This is a genomic window from Phytoactinopolyspora halotolerans (assembly GCF_010550675.1).
Lineage (GTDB): Bacteria > Actinomycetota > Actinomycetes > Jiangellales > Jiangellaceae > Phytoactinopolyspora > Phytoactinopolyspora halotolerans.
In genome coordinates, this window is the sequence record NZ_JAAGOA010000008.1 from 195,997 (window position 1) to 217,329 (window position 21,333).

The 21,333-nt window shown below is 66.8% G+C and carries 15 protein-coding genes; 9 read left to right on the forward strand and 6 right to left on the reverse strand.

Features of this window, described 5'->3' with window-relative positions; genetic code table 11:
- The first annotated feature begins 326 nt into the window (after positions 1–326).
- The 3 genes from G1H10_RS13650 to aroA all read left to right on the forward strand — a co-directional run bounded on the left by G1H10_RS13650 (position 327) and on the right by aroA (position 5,881).
- Entirely contained in the window at positions 327–3,221 is a 2,895-nt protein-coding gene (locus G1H10_RS13650) for a UvrD-helicase domain-containing protein (protein WP_163738391.1), read from the forward strand.
- 660 nt (positions 3,222–3,881) lie between these two features.
- Positions 3,882–4,475 (forward strand): ATP-binding protein, encoded by a 594-nt coding sequence (locus tag G1H10_RS13655; RefSeq protein ID WP_163738394.1) that lies wholly within the window; start codon positions 3,882–3,884, stop codon positions 4,473–4,475.
- Positions 4,476–4,627: 152 nt separating this feature from the next.
- A complete protein-coding gene (gene aroA, locus G1H10_RS13660; RefSeq protein ID WP_163738397.1) occupies positions 4,628–5,881 on the forward strand; it encodes a 3-phosphoshikimate 1-carboxyvinyltransferase in 1,254 nt (417 codons plus the stop codon).
- A gap of 102 nt (positions 5,882–5,983) precedes the next feature.
- On the opposite strand, the gene G1H10_RS13665 is transcribed toward aroA, so the two are convergent.
- A complete protein-coding gene (locus G1H10_RS13665; RefSeq protein WP_163738400.1) occupies positions 5,984–6,901 on the reverse strand; it encodes an aminoglycoside phosphotransferase family protein in 918 nt (305 codons plus the stop codon).
- Between the two features lie 284 nt (positions 6,902–7,185).
- On the opposite strand from G1H10_RS13665, the gene G1H10_RS13670 reads away from it, so the two are divergent.
- The 4 genes from G1H10_RS13670 (at position 7,186) to G1H10_RS13685 (ending at position 11,753) form a co-directional block, all read left to right on the forward strand.
- Positions 7,186–7,620, forward strand: coding sequence for a VOC family protein (locus G1H10_RS13670; protein ID WP_163738402.1), 435 nt, complete (start codon positions 7,186–7,188; stop codon positions 7,618–7,620).
- Between the two features lie 297 nt (positions 7,621–7,917).
- Complete coding sequence (locus G1H10_RS13675; protein WP_163738404.1) at positions 7,918–9,435, forward strand: MFS transporter; 1,518 nt, start codon at positions 7,918–7,920, stop codon at positions 9,433–9,435.
- A gap of 62 nt (positions 9,436–9,497) precedes the next feature.
- Positions 9,498–10,133 (forward strand): TetR/AcrR family transcriptional regulator, encoded by a 636-nt coding sequence (locus tag G1H10_RS13680; RefSeq protein ID WP_163738407.1) that lies wholly within the window; start codon positions 9,498–9,500, stop codon positions 10,131–10,133.
- Between the two features lie 15 nt (positions 10,134–10,148).
- A complete protein-coding gene (locus tag G1H10_RS13685) occupies positions 10,149–11,753 on the forward strand; it encodes an ATP-binding protein (protein WP_163738409.1) in 1,605 nt (534 codons plus the stop codon).
- Between the two features lie 43 nt (positions 11,754–11,796).
- Here G1H10_RS13685 and G1H10_RS13690 read toward each other — a convergent pair whose 3' ends face one another.
- Positions 11,797–12,717 (reverse strand): lysylphosphatidylglycerol synthase domain-containing protein, encoded by a 921-nt coding sequence (locus G1H10_RS13690; protein WP_163738412.1) that lies wholly within the window; start codon positions 12,715–12,717, stop codon positions 11,797–11,799.
- A gap of 14 nt (positions 12,718–12,731) precedes the next feature.
- Positions 12,732–14,087, reverse strand: a complete 1,356-nt coding sequence (locus G1H10_RS13695) for a Coenzyme F420 hydrogenase/dehydrogenase, beta subunit C-terminal domain (protein ID WP_163738415.1) — start codon at positions 14,085–14,087, stop codon at positions 12,732–12,734.
- Positions 14,088–14,226: 139 nt separating this feature from the next.
- Between G1H10_RS13695 and G1H10_RS13700 the strand changes: the two genes are divergently transcribed.
- Both G1H10_RS13700 and G1H10_RS13705 read left to right on the forward strand, forming a co-directional pair.
- On the forward strand, positions 14,227–15,564 hold the full coding sequence (locus G1H10_RS13700; RefSeq protein WP_163738418.1) for a polysaccharide pyruvyl transferase family protein: 1,338 nt from the start codon (positions 14,227–14,229) through the stop codon (positions 15,562–15,564).
- Between the two features lie 35 nt (positions 15,565–15,599).
- Positions 15,600–17,486: a hypothetical protein gene (locus tag G1H10_RS13705; protein ID WP_163738421.1), complete on the forward strand. Its 1,887-nt coding sequence runs from the start codon at positions 15,600–15,602 to the stop codon at positions 17,484–17,486.
- Between the two features lie 36 nt (positions 17,487–17,522).
- Here the strand turns inward: G1H10_RS13705 and G1H10_RS13710 are convergent, their stop codons facing one another.
- The 3 genes from G1H10_RS13710 to G1H10_RS13720 all read right to left on the reverse strand — a co-directional run bounded on the left by G1H10_RS13710 (position 17,523) and on the right by G1H10_RS13720 (position 21,243).
- Positions 17,523–18,131, reverse strand: coding sequence for an RICIN domain-containing protein (locus G1H10_RS13710; RefSeq protein WP_163738423.1), 609 nt, complete (start codon positions 18,129–18,131; stop codon positions 17,523–17,525).
- Positions 18,132–18,349: 218 nt separating this feature from the next.
- The gene (locus G1H10_RS13715; protein WP_163738425.1) at positions 18,350–20,074 is read right to left on the reverse strand and encodes a glycosyltransferase family 39 protein; all 1,725 of its coding nucleotides are present in this window, start codon (positions 20,072–20,074) and stop codon (positions 18,350–18,352) included.
- Between the two features lie 11 nt (positions 20,075–20,085).
- Positions 20,086–21,243: a glycosyltransferase family 2 protein gene (locus G1H10_RS13720; protein ID WP_163738428.1), complete on the reverse strand. Its 1,158-nt coding sequence runs from the start codon at positions 21,241–21,243 to the stop codon at positions 20,086–20,088.
- Positions 21,244–21,333 lie beyond the last annotated feature (90 nt).

Below are 21,333 nucleotides of genomic sequence, written 5' to 3' on the forward strand. Positions count from 1 at the left end.
GTTCCGCAACGGTTACCGGCAGAGTTACCGAGCACTCACGATTGCTTCCGAACGAACACGAATTGCTCCTACTGCGTTGGCACGACGGACTTGGACACTTGTATCGATGGTCAAATCTTCGCGTCGGACTTGACCTGTACGGATGCATGGACTGTCGTCCCCGGAGTCCATATTCCAACGGGTAACCTATGAGCGCGGGGAGAGTCTGTCCGACCTGCTCGACGGGCGTGTTCAGCAAGGTTCGCGGCCGCGAACGCCGTACTCACCGACATATGAGCCGGTGGATTCAGGCTTAGTGATCGAGCACGGCTGGAGGGAAGAGCAACATGGACGCTGCCGCGCGCCAACTCCTCATCAAGCTGCTCGCGTCTTGGCGGGACTGGCCCGAGAAGCGGACGTGGTATCTCGCCGAGCACATCCCGGACGTCATATCGACAGGACCGGAAGCCGGGCGCAACATCGAGGAACGTGTCAACCTCGGAGTTCTTCACAAGCACCTCGATCCCGAGGAATGGGAGGCGCTCGGACTCCTCCTGGTTCAAACCGACAAGCACGACCAAGGACCGATCGCTGAGTTCCGCGCGAAGGCCAACCGCGACCGCGCTCAGGTTCTCGCCGAAGAGCGGAAAGCGCGTGCTGCGGAGAACCGACGGCAACGCGACGCCGAACGCGAACGCATCGCGAGGGAACGCGCTGCCGAGAAGAAGCAGTTGATGGATCGCTTGCATGTCGAGATCGAACAGCGCTTCCTCGGCACGGCCGACTGGCTTCGGCACAACGACCCCGACCACCTCATCACCGAGGACGAGTATCAGCGCGTGGTCGTCGATCACATCACCAAATGGTGCCGCACGACCCTGACTATGCCCAACGGCAAAGCATTCGTGCCTGACGCCGAGCAGGCACTCGCCATCGCGACCTCAGGGCGGCACGCCCTGGTCGGTGCGCGCGCCGGCAGCGGCAAGACAGCGACCATGGTTGCCCGCTCTGTCTTTCTCATCCGCGCGTGCGGCGTCGATCCAAGCTCCATCCTCATGCTTGCGTTCAACGCGGCTGCCGCCGATGAAATGCGCCACCGGCTGGAGACGATGCTGCCGCAAGGCGGGATCCCGCATGTCATGACATTCCATGCGCTGGCTCACCGGATTGTCCACCCGTCCGAGAACCTGCTGTTCGATCAGTCCGAATCGATGCGAGCTCTCAGCAGGTACGTTCAGGACGTCCGTGACGAACTCATGCGCACGCCAGGCAAGGAAGAGTTGGTCCGCGACGTCATGCTTGCCTATTTCAGGCGCGACTGGAGCCGGATTCTCGAACGGGGCGACAATCTCTCGGCCGCAGACCAACTCGCGTACCGGCGCCACCTCCAGGACGAGAGCATCAAGGGAGACTTCGTCAAGTCTTACGGCGAGAAGGTCATCGCGAACATTCTGTTCAGCAACGGCATCGCCGGTGACGGGCGCGGAGCCGAGTCCTATTACGGCTATGAACACGACGTGCGTTGGAACGGTCAGAACTACAAGCCCGATTTTTCCATCTACGACCAGAACAAGAAGCGCCGGATCGTCATCGAGTACTTCGGCCTTCAAGGAGACCCCGACTACGACCAGCTGAGTCAGGCCAAGCGCGAGTTCTGGGCTGATAGGGACGAGGTGTTCCTGGAGTACTTCGCGAGCGACGTCGCGAAGCCAGACTTCGAGGAGAGGATGCTGGCCGACCTCCGCGCCGTGGGTGCTCCACTGCACCCGCTCAGCGATGAGGAGTTGTGGCACCGCATTAAGAAGCGCGCTCTCGACCGGTTCACCGTCGCCACAACCACGATCATCGGCCGGGCACGGCAGCGCCGTTGGACGGGCAACGACCTTCGTCAGACGTGGTCCAGCCTGGGTATGGACGACCCCGACCTCGACCGATTCATCGACCTTGGAGCCCAACTTCTCGATGCCTATGCTGCCAGCCTCGCGGCGGACGCGAAGGAAGACTTTTCCGGACTCATGTGGCGGGCTGTCGACGAGGTGAGAGCAGGCACCACGTCGTTCGGTCGTGGCGGCCGGGTCGACGGCGAACTGAGCACGCTGGAACACATCGTCGTCGACGAGTTCCAAGACTTCTCGCTGATGTTCTTCGAGCTCCTCGACGCTATCTTGCAGACAGCCCCCAAGTGTCGCGTCATGGCTGTGGGCGACGACTGGCAAGCCATCAACGAGTTCGCCGGCTCCAGCACGGCCTACTTCAGTTCCTTCGAAGCCAAGTTCCAGGACGCGGCCCGACTCGCCCTCACGACCAACAGACGCTCCGCCCCCGCGATCGTCACGCTCGGCAACACCGTCATGCAGGGACGCGGCGCTCCCGCCCGGGCGGCCCGCACGGAGCCCGGCCACCTGCGCGAATTCACATTAGACACGTTCGATCCGTCCCCGATCGAGGCCGCCGCATTCGGTGAACACGACCGCGAAGCCCCAGCGCTCCTCCGGCTGATCCAAGACCATCGCGCCGAAGGTCGCAATGTCGCCGTGCTCTCCCGCAAGCGGCGCGGAACATGGACCGGCAACCTCAACGAAGATCCACGGACCTTCTCGGAGTTCACCGCCTACGGCGCGTACCTCCAGAAGATCCTCGACATCGAGGAGCCAGAGGAACTCCGCTTCAGCTCGACTCACGGCTTCAAGGGCCAAGAGGCCGACGCGGTCATCCTCGTCGACGTCACTCAGCGGAACTATCCGCTGATCCATCCGACCTGGACCCTGTTCCAAGTGTTCGGCGACACCATCCAGACCTTGACCGAGGCCGAACGGAGGCTGTTCTACGTCGGAGTAAGCCGACCCCACATGCACCTCGACGTAGTCACCACCAATCTCGATCCTTCCGAGTTCTGGACCGAGGCACGAGGGTCAAATGCATTTATCCAGGGCGACTGGGAATCGCTGCCCGAGGTGCGGGTGCCGGGCGCCGACGGACACGTCGAGATCCGCGTATACAACTCGTTGGTCGAGGACTTCGACAAGAGCAAGGAACTTCTCAAGCAAGACCGATTCCGTTTCCGCGGCGGAACCGCCAAGTACTGGTGGCGCCTCGTCCCGGCAGACGCTTGGGACAGTGAAGGGCTACTCCGGGCACCTTGGGCACAACACCCCGGCGTCCGGATCGAGGCATGGAGAGATAGTCAGCGTGACTTCGAGCATCGTGTTCCCGGTGGCCGACAAGCTTGGGGCCCGTTTTGATCGACCGGCACGCAGACACGCGAGCCGCCGAAGCAAAGGCGAGGATTCGACCCGGCGCCAAACGGGCCAGACACTCACGCGCATCGCGGGGGCAACCACCAGGTACCGCGGGCGGCGTCAGAACGCTGTTTCGCCAGTGCTGCAAGCAAGGATGGTCTGGACCACGCACCGACGGCAACTCTGTTATCATTTCCCGCCGGGGCTCGACCCGGGTCATGCGACACGCTCCCGTGCCCGCGGACGTCATAACATGGATGCTCGGCTGCGCGACCCGCGTACGCACGCCTGCTCCCGCCGCGACTGTGATAGGACGCTGAGGCCGTGCGACCGTGATATAGGTCACAATAGCGCGTGGCACCATTCGTGGCACGAAACAGAGTTAACAGGTGCGCTCAGCGGGCCGTCTTGTGGCTCGATTGTTCGTAAAGTTGCAGGTAGAGGCCATAGTTGACGTCGACTCATGCCCTCCTAAAGCGGGTGTCGTAGGTTCGAATCCTACCGAGGGCGCAAACCCTATGGGCAACGTCACCCGAGTAGTCAGTCCACGTTGGCCGTAGCCCGGCCTGTGCGCTGCGATCGCTCCCACTCCCGCTAAGCACCGATGGGTGGCGCCTGGTCGTCTCCAGCTGAACCGATCCGCACCTGGGTAGACAGACGGGCGTGGTGGACAAGCTGGTGATCGAGATGCCGGCCGTGGTCGTGTTCGTCGGCGCGGCGGGTTCCGGCAAGACGACGCTGCGTCAGCGGCTCATCGAGGCAGGCGTGGCCCCCGAACAGATCGTCAGCCTGGACGAGCTGCGAGCAGAGGCTCGCCGCGACCGAGGACAGCCCGATCGGCCGCTGATGCACTTCAGCGCCGCAGCGGTTCGGCGCGCCACAGAACGCGCACGCGGGCTCGTCGCACGCGGTGACGGTTACGTCGCGGACGCCACGCACCTCCGCCGCGTCGACCGACATGAGCATGTACGGCGCGCGCACGAACATGGACTGCCGGCCATCTGTCTGCTGCTGCCCAACCTGCCTGTCGAGCTGCTCGCCGAGCGAAACGCCTCCCGGACGCCCGACGACCAGGTCCCCGTCGAGGCGCTGCGGCGGCATGTGCACCGCCGCTCGCTGATCGATTCAGCCGGGTTGTTCGCGGAGGGATTCGATCAGGTCCACGAGATCGTCGAGCCTCAGCGGGTAGAGGTCAACGTGCGAATTGCGCGCTCTCCCATCACGGCGACGAAGGGAGCCGCAGATGGACGACGGTGACTCGGCCCGGAGACTGCATAAGCAGACCAGGTTGGAGGAGTCCCTGTGTTCGTTGTTCTGACGCCTAAGCGGGCGCCGACGGAATCGAATCGGTATCGACTAGGCTCCGAGAGGTAGCCCCGCACGGGGACATTTTGGCATCCGGAGTGGGAGTGGCAGAGGCAGAGGTTCGGGTACCGGGATCCAAATCGGTCACGGCGAGAGCCCTGTTCCTGAGCGCGTGCGCCGAGGGAACTTCCTTACTCCGGCATCCGCTCCTATCCGATGACACCGAAGCCTTCGCGGCCGGGTTGGACTCTCTGGGGTACGGGATCGAACAGGAAGTGGCGGAGTGGCGCGTCGACGGGTCCTCCCTGGGTCCCCGCCTGGACTGGGCAAGGGTCCACTGCCGTGACGCTGGGACGGCCGCCCGGTTCCTGCCCGCGCTCGCTGCGTGCGGGCGCGGGACGTACGCCTTTGACGCGTCCGACCAGATGCGAGCCCGGCCCGTGCGGCCGGTGGTCCAGGCCTTAGAGGCCCTGGGCGCCACGGTGCGCTACGACGGTGCTGAGGGTCACCTGCCCTTCGCCGTCGAGGCGTCGGGGCTGCGTGGCGGCCACATCACCATGGATGCAGGTGACTCCTCCCAGTTCCTGACCGCCGTACTGATGGCCGCACCGTTAACCGACCAGGGCGTAACGGTCGATGTGTCGCGGATTGTCTCCACGCCCTACGTGGAGATGACGCTTGCGATGATGCGACGTTTCGGCGGTGAGGCCGAGATCGAGGAGCAGCGGTACCGCGTGCCGAGCGGGTTCTACCAACCGCAGGACTACGAGATCGAACCGGATGCCTCCACCAGCAGCTACTTTTTTGCCGCCGCCGCCCTTACCGGGCACACAATCACGGTGCCGGGGCTCGGTTCGTGTTCCCTCCAGGGTGATCTCAACTTCGTGGAAGTCCTCGGGCAGATGGGCGCCGAGGTGAATATCGCCCAGGACCGGACTACGGTCACCGGCACCGGCAGCCTCGGCGGCATTGAGGTCAACATGCGTGACATCTCCGACACCATGCCGACGCTGGCAGCCATCGCTCCTTTCGCTGACGGCCCGGTACGGATCACGGACGTCTACAACACGCGGCTGAAGGAATGCGACCGGCTCGACGCCTGTGTGGAGAATCTTGAACGCCTCGGCGTGGCGGTACGTTCAGGCAGGGACTGGATCGAAATCCTGCCGGGCGTTCCGAAGGGCGGCGTGATCGCTTGCCGCCGTGACCACCGGATCGCCATGAGTTTCAGCGTCACCGGCCTGCGCTGCGAAGGCGTCGTGCTCGACGACCCGGGCTGTGTACGCAAAACGTTCCCCTCGTTCCACGAGGCTCTGGAACGGGTCCGAGCCGCCTGGGATGTGACTCCCGGGGATTGAACGCTCACCCGTCGCCGGCACGCCGGGACATGCGGCTCGAATCGTCTCACGCCGCATGTCAACGGCGGCAGACTGTCCTGGTCACCGTCATACAGGGCTCCGTCAGCTCGTCAGGTGGCCGATGAGCTCTCGACAGATCTCGGGGTCCGTCGTCAGCCCCACGCCCAGTGCCCAGAACAGGTACTCGATGGTCCGGACGAGTAGCCAGTCGAATGCCAGCGGTCTGTCCAGGCCCGCGAGGACACACAGCTGCCGGACCCGCTCGACCGAGTCCTCCGGACCGCGGTAGCGCCGCCAGATCAGCGGAGCGATCGCGTACTCGGGCGCACCGATGACTGGCTTGGGGTCGACGCACACCCAGTTCGCGTCCCAGTCCCGGATCACGTTCTCGTAGTGGAGGTCGTGGTTGACCAGCCGCAGCGGTTCGGCCTCCGAGCGCCGGTCGATTCGCCCGAGCGCAGCCTCGCCCGCGCGAATGGCGTGCGGCGACAGCGGATCGCCGAACTCGCGGTTACTCCTGGTCCAGCGCCGGGCGCTTGTCACCGCTTGGACGCGAGCATCCTCGTACACGGACGCCGACGACCGCTCGACGACGGGCGTGACGGCCAGCATCCGGCCGGCCGCGTCGATCGCCTCACCGATCGGCACGTCCGCGAGCGAAACACTGGCGTCCAGCCACTGCAGGAGAGCCGCTCCCAGCTCGACGTCGCGACGTTCGAGTCGCACCATCGCGCATCCGTCCCAGGCGAGCAGCCCAGCGGTCTCCCGGGAGAAGGCTGCCGACGGCACGGCCACCTTCAGGGCGAGCGACTCCGACCTGTGCGTTACCCGCCAGACGAGGGAAAGGTAGCCGTGGAGCGGCGTCAGGTCCGTGAGTTCAAGCTCCCAACGTGCACACAGCGACTCGAGTAGCGGCGCCAACTCGGCGAGCCACTTCCGTCCGACGGAGCCGTAAACGGACTCCAGCCCGGTCCTGAAGTGGTCGGACACGGCGTCCGCCGCGGTGTCGTAGGCACTCATTCCGACATCTCAGTTTCCAGTCCGCTCGAGTTCTTTGCCCAGCGCGGACGGACGAGCATGGCGCGTCCGAGCTACCGGGGCGAGCGCATCGCATGCTGGTCAGAGACCAAGCGATCGCTCCTACGTGGTAGCGAGTTCGGCATGCTGTCCCAGTTCGGCCAACTGATGGTACCCGGACTCGCCGTTGTCGAGAACGTCACGCTTCCCCTGATGCTCGGTGAGACCGTACGACGCCGATGACATCCCAGAGTCTCGGTGAATGACACGTGCCTTATGGTGGACCGATGGCGTCGGTCAGACACTTCCAGGTCACCTTCGACTGCGCAGAACCTGAGCGTGTTGCTCGTTTCTGGTGCGAGGTGTTGGGGTACGTCGTGCCGCCGCCACCGGACGGCTTCGCTACCTGGGACGAGTTCAATCGCTCACTACCGCCAGAGGACCGGGGGTCATCGTTCGCCTGCGTCGACCCCACAGGCGTGGGCCCGCGACTGTACTTCCAGCGCGTTCCCGAAGGTAAGGTCGTCAAGAACCGGGTGCATCTCGACGTGCGGGCCGGCGCGGGGCTCGTGGGCGAGGAGCGCCTCGCCACACTCGAGACCGAGTGTGCACGACTCATGGCGCTCGGCGCGACACACGTGCTGACCCAATACGCCGATGAGCACAACGAGTCGTGCATCACGATGCAGGACATCGAGGGCAACGAGTTCTGTCTCGACTGAGGTGCCGTGAACGCACCTAGCGGGTGACCTGGCCGCTCACCCTGAAACGACGCAAGGCGCTCCACCGTGCCTTGCTGTGCCTTGCTGTGCCTTGCCGCGACACGCCTAGCAGGCAACAGCGTCGTTCTCCCATGTCGCCGCGCGACGGACAGTCCGTCGACGCTTCGAGTACATCCCAGTCCGTTTCGACGGTCAACGCCGCATGCCATGGAAATTGTACGATAGTTCAAGTTGAACTATCGTACAACTAACCCTTGACCGGGCCCGCCCGGTACCTCGAGTCCATTGGAGACGCTGATGACCACCGCCACCGCTGAGCGGGCCGGCACGCACGCATGGCTCGGCCTCGCCGTACTGGCGCTGCCGACCGCACTACTGGGCCTGGACGTGACGCTGCTCCACCTCGCCCTGCCCACTCTTGCCGCCGACGTGCGCCCGACCAGCACCCAGGCGTTATGGATCATCGATATCTACGGCTTCCTGATCGCCGGATTACTCATCACCATGGGCTCCCTCGGCGACCGCATCGGCCGCCGGCGGCTGCTCATGATCGGTACCGCCGCATTCTGCGCAGCCTCCGTGTGGGCGGCGTACTCCTCCACTCCGGAGATGCTCATCGCCGCCCGTGCCGCGCTCGGAGTCGCCGGAGCCACACTGATGCCGTCCACACTCGCCTTGATCGGCAACATGTTCCGCGACAGCCGGCAGCGCGCCCTCGCGATCGGCGTCTGGGCCACGATGTTCGCCGCGGGTATGGCCATGGGCCCGCTCGTCGGCGGTCTCCTGCTCGACCGCTTCTGGTGGGGTTCGGCGTTTCTGGTGGCCGTACCGGTCACCGGTGTGTTGCTCATCGCCGCGCCACTTGTGCTGCCGGAGTACCGGAGCTCCCACCATGGCCCGATCGACCTGCTCAGCGTGGCGCTGTCGCTGGCCGCGGTCCTGCCCCTCGTCTACGCCGTGAAGCACGCAACCACGCATGGCTTCGACACGCAGACGACCGCCACGGTGCTGATCGGAACGACGTGCTCGGCGCTGTTCGTCCGCCGCCAACTCCGGCTGGAATCTCCGCTGCTGGACATGCGACTGTTCGCCGATCGCGCCTTCAGCGCCGCGTTGAGCATCCTGCTATTCGGGCTGGTGGGCGTCGGCGGCCTGATGCTCCTGGTGACTCAGTATCTGCAGTTGGTCGAAGGGCTGGCTCCGTTGCAGGCGGGTGCCTGGATGGGGCTGCCCGCGCTGGCCATGCTTGCCGCCGCCATCGGTGGTCCGCTCGCCGCGCGCCGCATCCGACCCGGCGTGGTCATGGGTTTCACGCTCCTGCTCTCGGTCGGCGGATACGCGCTGCTGTCCCAACTCGACCCGGGAGCGGTCGGCGTCGCCGTCGCCGGTTTCGCTCTCGTGTACCTCGGGCTCGGCGCGATCGCCGCGCTCGGCACCGACCTCGTCGTCGGCGCCACGCCGCCGAGCCGCGCCGGCTCAGCCGCCGCGATGTCGGAGACGGTGCAGGAGCTCGGCATCGCCGTCGGTATCGCCACGCTCGGCAGCGCGGCCAGCGCGGTGTACCGGTCGCAGATGTCCGGGACGACGATCCCAGACGGCGTACCCGGCGACGTCGCGCACGCAACCGAAGACAGCCTGTCCGCCGCGATATCCGTTCAGCACCACCTGCCGACCGATGTTGTGCAGGCCGCGACGGAGGCGTTCACTGCGGGCTTGAACGTGGCGGCCGCCCTCGCCGGGACCGTGATCGTCGCCGTCGCCGCCGTCGCCGTGGTGGCACTGCGCCGGATCCCACCCGCCGGTCCGCAGCCGTGACCTCTGATCTGGCCTCGCCGGCCGCCCTTGCCGTTAGGCTCGCGGTGAGGAGGAGGGACACCGTGCCGAACCACACCGCGCAGCCCGAGCAGGGCTCGGTCACCGACGGCAGGCGCGCACGCGGCCTGCGTCGTCGCGCCGAGATCATCGACGCCACGTTGCGGGTGGTGGAGCGCGACGGGACCGCCGGCGTCACGCACCGGACCGTCGCCAAGGAGGCCGGTGTCCCCACCAGCTTGAGCACGTATTACTTCGCCACGCTGGACGACCTTCTGGTCGCCGCGCTCTCCAGCGTCTCAGACCAGTACACCGCGCAGCTGCGGAAGATCATCGAGGCCGACGGCGACGAAGTCCTCGCGCTTGCCCGGCTGATCGTGGAGTCTGCCAGCGGCGGACGCAAGCGTGCGCTGGCCGAGCGCGAGCTGTCCACGCTGGCGGCCCGGCGGCCGGCGTTGCGTCCGGTGGCCATCCGCTGGCGGGAAACCGTGGCCGAGCTGGCCCGCCACCACACGTCCGACGCTCGTGCCGTGCAGGCGTTCGTGGCGGCCGCCGATGGAATGTGCACGGCCATCCTGCTCGACGACGCCGAGCCGGACGTCGCCACCGTAGAGGCGGTGCTACGGGGTGCGCTCCGCATCTCGCCCGAGTCGGCGAACCGACAGCGCGACGACACTGAGCCGAGCTCGCGTCGGCAGTAGTTGCATTCATGCACGTTGCATAGAGGCGAGTTCACCTCCCGCCTCCGGCGGGATACACCTCCGAATCTCGCATGCCGCAACCGTGTCCGGTACCATGTTAGCCGTGTTGCAATTAGGCTAACGGGAGCCAGGCTAGTGACCGCATTTGAGAAGCCGGGAGCGATCTTCGATCGCCGAGCCGAATGGGATGACCTGGTTCGTTTTGTCAGAGACGAAGCGCCTGGGCTCAAGCTTGGCATTGTCCGAGGACGCCGCCGACACGGCAAGTCGTTTCTTCTGGAGCATCTATGCCGAGCCGCCGGGGGTGTGTACACGCTGGCGGTTCGGCAGAGCAGAGTCATGGCGCTGGACCGGTTCGCACGTTCGCTGTCAGACGCTCTCGGTTTCAACGTCGGGCGATTCGAGAACTGGGTTGACGCCCTCGACACCGCGGTAGATGTCCTCGTGCGCACGTCGAACGGCCATGTACCGATCCTGGTCTTGGACGAGTTCCCTTACCTGGCCGCACACTCCGAAGAGCTTCCAAGCGTGATTCAGGCACTCTACGACCGGCGCGGTCCGTCAACGGGACACCCGGCGTTCAAGCTCATCCTCTGCGGATCCGCGCTGTCAGTGATGTCCACCTTGATCGCCGGTGACCAGGCGTTGTTCGGCAGGGCGGTTCTTGACCTTCGCGTCGGTCCGTTTCGCCACCGAGACTCAGCGGCGTACTGGAGCGCCGACCCGGAAACGGCGTTCCTCATCGACGCTACCGTCGGCGGCGCACCGGGGTACCGCGACATCATCGGCGAATCCCCCGGTGCGAGCGACGAGGAGTTCTTCACGTGGTTGGAACGGAGTATCCTCAACCCGTCTCACGTTCTCTTCACCGAACCGGACTACATCCTGGCCGAGGATCCGAGGATCAGCGATCGAGCCATCTACCACGCGATATGGGAAACCGTGTCAAACGGCGCCACCACACCGACGAAGATCGGCGCGATCATCGGAATGGATGCGAAATCGCTCACGTACCATCTCGGCATCATGCGAAGCGCCGGCTTCATCCACCACGACCTCGACATTCTGCTGCAACGACGCCCGGTGATCACCGTCGCAGATCCCACGGTGCGCTTCCACAACCTGATCGTCCGGCCCAACCTCGCCGACCTCGAGATGCGGAATGCCGAGATCGCATGGGCCCGGGCAGCTCCTACCTTCTCGGCCCAGATACTCGGACCGCACTTCGAACACCTGGCACGCGAGTGGACTACCTGGCACGCCAGAGAGGCCGGTCTCGACAACATCGGACATGTCGGCACCACCGTCGTCGCCTGTCGTCAACACCATGGCCACGTGGTAGACGTCGTCGCGCTGGACCGAAGTTCCATGCCCCGGACGAAGGGCGCACGAATCACACTGCTGGGCGAAGCCAAGGCGACCAGCAAGGTCCGCAACCTCCACGACCTGAACCGCCTGGAACACATCCGCGACATACTCACCGATCAAGGCTGGAACGCCGCCGACGCCGAGCTGGCGATCTTCTCACGTAGCGGCTTCGCCGACGATGTACCTCGCGACGTCGACGGAATCCACCTGCTCGACCTCGCCGACATCTACGGAGTGACTACGAGGTCATAGTCCGGCGACATCCGACCTCGGTATCAGCTGATCCCCCAAGGTGCTACGGGGTGCGCTCCGCATCTCGCCCGAGGCGGCGAGCCACCAGCGTCGCGATCCCGGCGCTCGCCAGATCGACGACGATGAAGACCACCCGCGCGGTGACCGCGACCGCCGCCGCCACGCCGGCTGAGCTGAGGCTGGTCGCCGCCGCCACGAAAACCGCCTCACGGACGCCGACGCCTCCCGGGGCCGGCACCACCAGCAGACCCACCACCCAGGACAGTACGGTCGCGAACAACAGGTTCAGCAGCTCCGGCTCGGACGGATCGATAGCGAGCGCGACCATCCACGTCGCTCCGCCGATCGCCAGCCACGCCGGGGCGTGCAGACCCACCAGTCCCATGGAGACACCCCACGACGGCACCGGGATGCCCAGGTCGCGGCCGGACACCCGGCGCAGCAGCCGGAGTACGGCTGCGACCACGCGCGGGTGCAGCGCCAGGATCCCCACCGGAAGCAAGGCGGCCACCGGCCGCCACGCCACCCCGTCGCCACCGGCCGCCCCAGCAACCAGCGCGAGCACCACGATCAGGATGGCCGCCAGGTAGGTCACGCCGATGGACAGCACCGTGCTGCCATACGCCACGCTCCCGGCGACGCCACCGCGCCGGGCCATCTCGCCCCGGCCGACCACGGGCCAGATTCCACCCGGCACATACTTGCCCAGCTGACCCACGTAGTAGCGGTAGAGCGTGTCGACATACCGACGACGGGCCCCGAGGATGGCCAGGCAGCGCCGCCAGCCCAATCCGATCAGCAGCATCCCGCCCGCACCCACCACCGGAGCGGCCGCGATCAGGGCGGGATCGGCGTCCCCGATCGCGTCCCGGACGTCGTCCCAGCTGTTGACCAACTCCCGGACGACGAAGACGACGCCGGCGACGGCGACGATCAACCCCACCCAACGGGTGACAGACCTCATGCGGCGCCGTTCCTTCAGCGGAAGACCGACGTCGTCTCCCGGGTCGCCGCCGCGGCGGCATCCCGGTCCCGTCCGCGGCCCAGCACCCGGTGAGTGAACCAGTCCCAGTAGCGCCCGACGTACCGGCCCAGCTCCTTGGTCGCCTTACGCCAGAACAGGTACCGGTAGCGGCGGGCACGCTGCAGCTCCAGCTTGCGCTGCAGCTCCTCGTGGAACGCCGCCACCTCGCGCCGAGCGACCGGCTGCGCGGCCGGCTTGTTCGGCCCGTCCATCTTGGGCCGGTGCAGGCCGAGCTCGTCCAGGTAGTCGGCGTAGGCGTAGGCGAAGTTGCCGAAGGCGATCCGGGGTTTCTGCGACTCCCGGATCTCGTTGACCGTCACCTCGCTGAAGATCACCCGGCCCCGGTCGGCGAGCCGTCGCACCAGCGCGTCGCTCTCCTCCCGGCGGTTGATCACCAGGCTGATCCCGGTCTTGGTGCCGAGCGTACTGGCCAGCCAGGCGTCACCGACGACGATGTCGGCCAGGAAGTTGGCATGGTTGATGCACAGATGGCAGCGCGGCGTGTTGAAGCTGCGGTCGAACGCGACCTGGTAGCCGAAATCGAGCCGGCGGCTGGTGGTGTGCTCGTGGCCGTCGTCGGTGAAGATCCGCAGCTTTCCGATCGGCCCATCGCCGCGGTAGGAGATGTCCACGATGCGGTCCGGATCCACCCCCTTGTACTCGCAGATCGCCCGGATCGAGTGCCAGTTGTACTGCCAGCCGCAGAGCAATCCGACACTGGTGTGGATCCGGCTGCGCAGGTGCGGCTCGCGGGTGAAGATGTAGGTGTAGATGCCTTCCAACTCGCACGGGATGCCGGCGATCACGTACCGGCCGTCGTTCTCCCGGAGCAGTTCGAGCACCCGGTGTTTGGGCAGGTTGTGGTAGATCGATCCCGGCAGCCCGTCGACCTCGTCCGGGCTGGTGATGAGGCCCGGCTCGAAGTTCAGCCCGTCCACGTGCTGCAGCACGATCGCGCCGTCGACGTCGTCCCGGGCCAGCAGGTCGCAGAGGATCTCCTTGATCATCCCGCCCGAGCTGGCCTTCAGGTTCCGCTCCGCATCGGTGCTCTGCGCCAGCATGACGCTGTGCACGACCCCGTACGGGCTCTGCTCGGCTCCCGGGAAGAGCAACTCCTGGAGCCGCTCGAAGTCGACCTCGACGGCCGGACAGACATCCGCAGCGGCCTGGTTTCCCGCGTGGCTCGGCTCGAACATCTGCTTCTCCGGATGGAGCCGGAGCTCGATCGACGGGTCGGCCAGCACACAGGCACCGCACGCGATGCACAGGTCGTTGTCCAAGACACCGCGCAGGTCCGCAGGTCGGGTCATGGTCGCTCCATCGTGTCATTCACACCCTGCACGTCTCGGGGCCAACTATCGCACCTCGCCGCAGGCACCATACGCTTGCCCTGCACCGACCCGGCCGACGGATGGCGGGGAACACGCTCCGGCGAAGGGAACGCACCGGATGAGCAGGTACGCGGTGATCGGCGGAACCCTGTGGGGGAACCGAGGGGCGGAGGCCATGGTCGCCACCACCATCGGTCGCGTACGCGAACGCGACCCCGGAGCCTCGTTCCTGATCATGTCGTACTTTCCGGAGCGGGACCGGGAGTTGTTGACCAGCACCGCAGATCCGACCGCGCCGGACGACGACGCCGGCCGGCCCGCCCCGGACCGTCCGGAGATCCGGGTCGTCGACGCCCGACCCAAGGACACCGTGGTGCAGTGGGTCTTCGCCGTACTGGTGCGGATGGCCGCACTGCTCAGACTCAGGTTGCCGGACGCGGTGCTGCCCGAGTCGGTGCGGGCGTTACGGCGCTGCCGCGCGCTGTTCGACGTCTCGGGAATCTCGTTTCACGACGGCCGGCTGGCTGTGGTGGCGTACAACCTGATGTGCCTGTGGCCGGCGATGCTGCTCAAGGTGCCGGTGATCCGGCTCTCCCAGGCCATGGGGCCGTTCCGGCATCCGCTGAACCGGCTGCCCGCCCGGGCGATGACGAAACGCGCAGCGCACACCTTCGCCCGCGGCCGGCACTCCGCCGAGCACCTCCGCGGGCTCGGCGTTCCCGACGACCGGTGGAGCGTGGCCGCCGACGTGGCGTTCGCCTACCGCGCCTCGGACAGCTTGACCCGCGAGAACGACGAACGGGTGGACGAGCTGGCGGCCCGCCTCGACCGGATCCGCGCCGGCGGCACCGACGTCGTCGCCGTCGTCCCCAGCTCCCTCGTCATGCAGAAGATGAACACCGACGGCACCGACTACTGCGCGCTGCTGGAGCATCTCCTCAGCCACCTCACCGCGGCCGGGCGGCACGTTCTGGTGCTGCCCAACGCCACGCGGGCAGGAACGGACCAGCTGCGCAACAACGACATCGCCGTGATCACGCAGCTGCGCGAACGGATCGCCGCCGACCCGGCCGGGATCGATCCGCAGGCGGTCAGCTACGTCGACTTCGACCTGAACACGGCATCGATCCGGCGACTCGTCGAGCCGTGCACACTCCTCGTCACCTCGCGGTTCCACGCGATGGTCGCCGGCCTGGCCCTCTGCGTACCCACGCTCGTCATGGGATGGAGCCACAAGTACGAGGAAATCCTGGAGATGTTCGGCTGCGACGAGCACGCCGTCGACTTCTCCGCCGCCGAGGCGCACCTGTTGCCGATGACCGACCGCATGCTGGCCGACCACGAGGCCATCCGGGAGCGCATCCAGAAGGCGCTTCCAGACGTTACCGCATCGGCGGAGTCACAGTTCGATCTCCTCGAACGTCTTGATCACTCTTCCGTAACCTCATCCGGTTAGCATCCCCACGTGCCTACTGCCCGGGGTGACTCCGCGTGGTGACACGTGCGCCCGAGTCCTCCCCGCGAACGTGGGTCACCCGGCACGGCGGGTGGTCCGCTCTGGTGCCGATCTTCTGGCGGCTGTTACGCCGGCGGTTTCGCGGGCGGCGGGCGGTGGGCGTCGTCGCCGTTCTGCTGTTCACGGTGACCGCCGGGCAGGCCCTGGTCGGTGCGACCCAGATCGGCATCTCCAACGACGAACCGATCCACCAGCAGCGGATGGATCAATGGCTGGACACCGGGTGGTACCTGCCCCCGGAGTTCTTCGGCGACGACGGCTCGATCCGGCCGGATGTCGAGGCCGGCCGGCTGCACGCATACGGCGCCGCGTTCTCCGCCTTCGGCCACGTCGTCGCCGCGACGGCCGGCGTCGAGCAATGGGGCGATACCGACCACAGCGCGTCCGCGTATACCGCACGTGGCATCTCCGTGGCCGTGCTGGGCATCGCCGCGGCGCTGGCGGTCGGTTACACCCTGCGGGTGGTGACGGGGCGATGGCTGGTGGGCGCGTGGGCTGCGGCCGCCACGTTCGCGATGCCGCTGTGGACCGGCTACAGCATGTTCGCGGTCAAGGACGTGCCGGCGGCCGCGGGATGGACCTTCGTCACCGCAGGCCTCGTCGTCGCGCTCTATCGGCCGGTGTCCGGCGGACCGGCCCCGGCAGAGACCGGCTCCCCGAGGTTCGGCAGCCGTCCGGTGGCGGTCGGGCTGCTCTGCTTCGCCGGTGTGTGGTTCTCCTTCGGCACCCGGACGGCGCTGTGGATTCCGCTGGCCGGCACCGTGTTCATCTTCGCCGTGCTCGTCGCGTGCAGCCCGGGACGGATCCGCACGGCGGTCAACGTGAAGGCCGCCGCCGCGGGACTGCTCGCCGGCGTCGTCGCGGTGACGGCGCTGCACTATCGCAACGCCGCGCACCCGGTGGAGTGGTTGTTCGCGTCGGTGCGCACCTCGGGCGACTTCGACTGGACCGGCTCGACGCTCACGGCGGGTCGGCTGGTCTCCGAGAAGCCACCCTGGTGGTACCTACCGGCGTGGACGGCGAGCTCGGTCCCGCTGCTGCTCGGCCTGCTGGCAGCGATCGGCACTGTGGTCACGATCGCACGCGTGACGCGCCGCCGCACATCGGGACGGCCCAGTCTCCTGCGGGAACGGCTGGGCCGCCCGGGTACCGGGATGGTGCTGTGGGTGGTGCAGGCGCTGGCGTTGCCGATCATGGCCACCGCGATGTCTACGACGATGTACGCCGGCCTGCGCCAACACCTGTACATCCTTCCCGCGGCCGCGGCTCTGGCGGCGCTCGGCGCGCATGTCCTCATGCAGCGATACCACGACGGATGGCAGCGCTCGGCTGTGTTGGTGCTGCTCGTCGCCGCCATCGCGGTGCCCGCGCTGGAGCAGACGCGGCTGTTCCCGTACAACTTCGTCTACAAGAACCCCCTGGCCGGCCCGGTCGATGGCCGCTGGGAGGCGGACATGCACTGGGTCTCGGGACGAGAGGCGCTCGCTCGCGTGCCGGCCGGGCAGTCCGCCTGGTGCTACACCGAGGCGACCGTCGATATCTCCGGGGACCTGGTCGAGCCGACGGTCGAGCACTGTGCCGGTAACCCGAAGGTCGACGTGTTCCTGCCCGAGCAGGGTACGGCCGTGACCACCGAGCAGCCGCCTGACGACGGCCCCGGCATCCACGACACCACCCCGGACGGTTCCGGCGTGGTCGAGGCCGATACACCGCGTGACGTGTGGGTGATCGCCCGCAAATACCGGGGCAGCCCACCGGCCGGTGGTTGTATGGAGCACGACAACGTCACCCGGCCGCTGCGCGGCGAGGACGTGGTCATCTCCTACGTGCTCAGGTGTGACGCGTCCGTGTTCAACCGCTGACGATGTCCGTGTGGCCGGGCTTCCCTGTGGCCGGGCTCAGGTGGACCAGAGCTGGTAGCGCCCGCCGTTGCAGTTGATGGCGCGGATTCCGTACCGGTTGCTGTGATCCAGGCACTTGCGCGTCTTGGCGTTGATCAACCTGCCCGTGTCCGGGTAGACCGTGAAGTCCGAGTCGATCCACTCTTGGTACGTCCCTCCGTTGCACCGTATCGCACGGAGCCCGTACCGGTTACTGTGATCCAGACATTTCTTCGTCTGGTAGTTCTTCAGCACGACCCGGTTCGGGTTGGATGCTTTCAGCGGAATCCAGACCTGGTAGAGCCCGCTGTTGCAGCGGATCGCGCGCACGCCGTACCGGTTGCTGTGGTCCAGGCACTTGTTGGTCTGGACATTCCGGTAAATGTAGCCGTAGACGGCCTGGTTCGCGGTCTGCACCTTGACGCGTTCCATGCCGGATAGGTCGATGCCGGCCGTGTCCGCGGCAACGTCGGCAATGTCCCGGTTCACCGCGCCGGTCGGGTTCGGCGCAGCAGCACCCTCAGCCGATGCCTGTCCGGGCACGGCGACGACCGTCGCGGCCGTCATCGCGAGCAGCCCTGCCAGCGTGCCGAGACGTCGGCGGAGTGTCGTCCTACCAGTCTTCATCGCGGTTCTCCCTCGTGCATTACGGCGATTGATGGACTCGACGCGCTGATCGGGCACCGAGCCGTCAGCGAGTCCATCAGTGTCCGCTTTCACGAGTCCTTCACCGGTCTGTCACGAACCACCGCTCCGGCCAGCGCTTCTTGAGCGCCAGTTGCGCAGATCGGCCCGCGATCGGACGTCATACGCAACCAGCACTCAAGAAGCGCGGCACGAAAAGCTCAGTACGAACTCGCGCCCGGATGGATGTCGTAGACGATGAAGCCACGCCCGGCCCGGTCCAGCTGCGGATGGTGGACGTCGTAATCCGCTTCGAGCTGCTCGAGCGCGTTCGGGAAGTCGCCGGTCACCAGGTGCGGGAACAGGACGATGAGTCGGTCGTAACCGGCGATCAGGTCCTCGTCGTCGCGCAGCACCGGATGCGTCCCGTCGCCGCCGCGCTCGTCGTCGATCGCGAGCACGTCATGGACGCGGACGTCGTCGCTGTACCGCTCGAAATAGAAATTCGCCATGGAACCACGCCGATGCGACGCTTCCAGCACGATGTAGTCGTTCTCCTCGTCGTCCCGGATCACGTCGACGATCCGCTTCACGTTTCCCCGCCAGTCGGCCTTGGGCTCGGTGGCGGCGGCGTGCGTGCCCGGGATGACGAACGCCAGGATCGCGAGGATCAACGCTGCCGTGGTCACACCGGACGGTAGCTCGCCGCCCCGGACGCGGCGCCACGCCGCTGCGGCCAGCCGTCCGGCTTCGTCCACTGTCAACACCAGCAGCGGCGCCAACGGCACCACGCAGTACAGGAAGTAGCGCATGTTGTAGCGCTCCACGCCGGCCAGCGAGAACACCGTATAGACGAGCACCAGCGGCAGCACCAGCCAGGCCACCAGGTAGACGACGGCCCACGCGCGCCGCCGGGCATCGGTCAGCGCGCCCCGCCGCGCGATGCCGGCCAGGGCCCGGACCAGCACCAGGGCGACGCAGGCCAGGCTGAGCCACCACACCGGCCGCGGTGCGTCGATGTTGGGCGTGACGACCTGGTCGACCAGGAGGTCGTCGACCCCCTGCACCCGGTCGTCGACCGCGTAGTCCTCGCTGCGGCGGTTGAAGTCGTCGAGCAGTACCCGTCCCCATACGGCCGCGGCGATGACGCCCTGCAGGACGTAACCGCCCACCAGCACCGCTCCGCTGCGCAGCCGTTCGCCTCGATCGGAGTCGACCAGCACGAACGCCATCGCGACGACCGCTTGCGCGGCCCAGAAGAAGAGGTTGTAGTAGTGCGTCAGCAGCAACGCCACATTGGTCAGGGTGAACAGCGCTGAGTTCACCGACCACACCCGCCAGGACCGGCCCCAGCCGGATGCGTCGGCCCGGTGCCCCGTTCGCACGGTGCGGAACAGCAGGTAGGACGAGAGCGTGGCCAGCAGAACCGTCTGCGCGTAGGAGCGGGTCTCGAGGGCGTAGTACAGCGGAAGGTACATCAACGCGAACGTGACGGCCGAGGCCAGTGCCATACGCCGGGAGAAGATGTCCCGCAGCATCAGATAGAGGACGAGCGTGGCCAGGGTGACGTAGAGGTTGGACAGCGAACGGGTCGCGACCTCGGAATCGGAGAACAGCTCCATCCAGTGGTAGAGCACGAACTGGTACAGCGGAGGGTGCACCGAGTTCTCGGCCAGGTTCTGTATCGCCGCGACCGCGCCGTCGTTCCAGCGTCCGTAGACCGCCACCGAATACAACTCGTCCACCCAGTACGAGTTTCGGTCCGCCAGCAGCCAGCGCCCGACGAACGACGCGACCAGCAGCGTCACCAGCAACGCCTCGTCGTGCAGCCATGCCCGGGCCCGCCGCCCGACACCCCCGATGCGGGTTCGCCGCGCCGCTGCCGCCGCCGCTGCCGGCGCTGGAGCCGCGTCCGCTGACGCGGACCCCGTGCGAGAGGTCCGCATGCTGGTCGCCGTCACGACACCGCCGGAGCGGTCCCATCCGGCTCTGCGCCGGACGGAGTGGTGAGTGTCGATGCGTGCACGCCGTCGGTAGCGGGAGCGTCCTCGCTGGGCTGACCGGCACCGTCAGGCTGAGAGCCGGCCGGTGGATCCGCCACTTCGGCGACGTACCGGAGCGGATCTTCCCGGGACACCTCACGGTTGGTGATCATCTCCGCCAGCAGGCCGAGACTGATCAGCTGCATCGCCAGCAGCATCAGCAGGACCCCGAGAATCAGCAGCGGCCGGTCACCGATGGCCTGATCGGTGAAGAGCCAGAGCGCGCTGAGATAGGCCAGGATGCCGAACCCGGCGAGTCCCATGACCACGCCGACGCCTCCGAACAGATGCGCCGGCCGGTGTGTGTAGCGGGTGAGGCTCAGAATGGTCAGCAGGTCCAAGCCGCCTCTGGCGTACCGCTCGAAGCCGAACTTGGAGTGCCCGTGCTGCCGCGGACGGTGGTTCACGGGTTGCTCGACCACCCGGAACCCCTGCGCGTGGCTGATCGCGGCGAAATACCGGTGCATCTCGCCGTATAGCGGGGTCCTGGCGAACACCTCCCGCCGGGCCACCTTGAGCCCACAGTTGTGGTCGTGCAGCTTGAGGCCGGTCACCATGCCGGTGACCCGGTTGAAGACCTTGGACGGCAGCCGCTTTCCGAGCGGATCGCGCCGGTTGGCCTTGTGCCCGGCCACCAGATCCACCGGGCCGGCGAGCCGTGCGATCATCCCGGGGATCTCCGCCGGGTCGTCCTGCAGGTCCCCGTCGAGGGTGACGATCACGCGCCCGGTGGAGGCCGCGAACCCGGCGGCGAGCGCGGAGGACTTGCCGAAGTTGCGCCGCAGTCGCAGCCCACGGATCCGCGAGTCACGGGTGCTCAGCCGCAGTATCTCCTCCCAGGAGCCGTCCGAGCTGCCGTCGTCGACGAAGATGACCTCCCACGCCTCGCCCGCGACATCATCCGCCGGTCGCGCATCGAGTGTCCTCGCGATCTCGTCGGTGAGCTGCTCCAACGACGCGACTTCGTCCTTGACCGGCACCAGAACCGAGATGTCGACGGGTGCAGCAAGCTCGGCGGTGGCACGGTCCACGGTGATATCCGTACGTGTCTCGGCGGAGTTGGTCGGTGCCATACAGAGTCCTCATTCGCTTCGCAGGCTACGTACCCTCGTGCGGCCGGCCACCGACAGCCTAACGGTCCGGCGTGCCCACCTCAGCGGCAG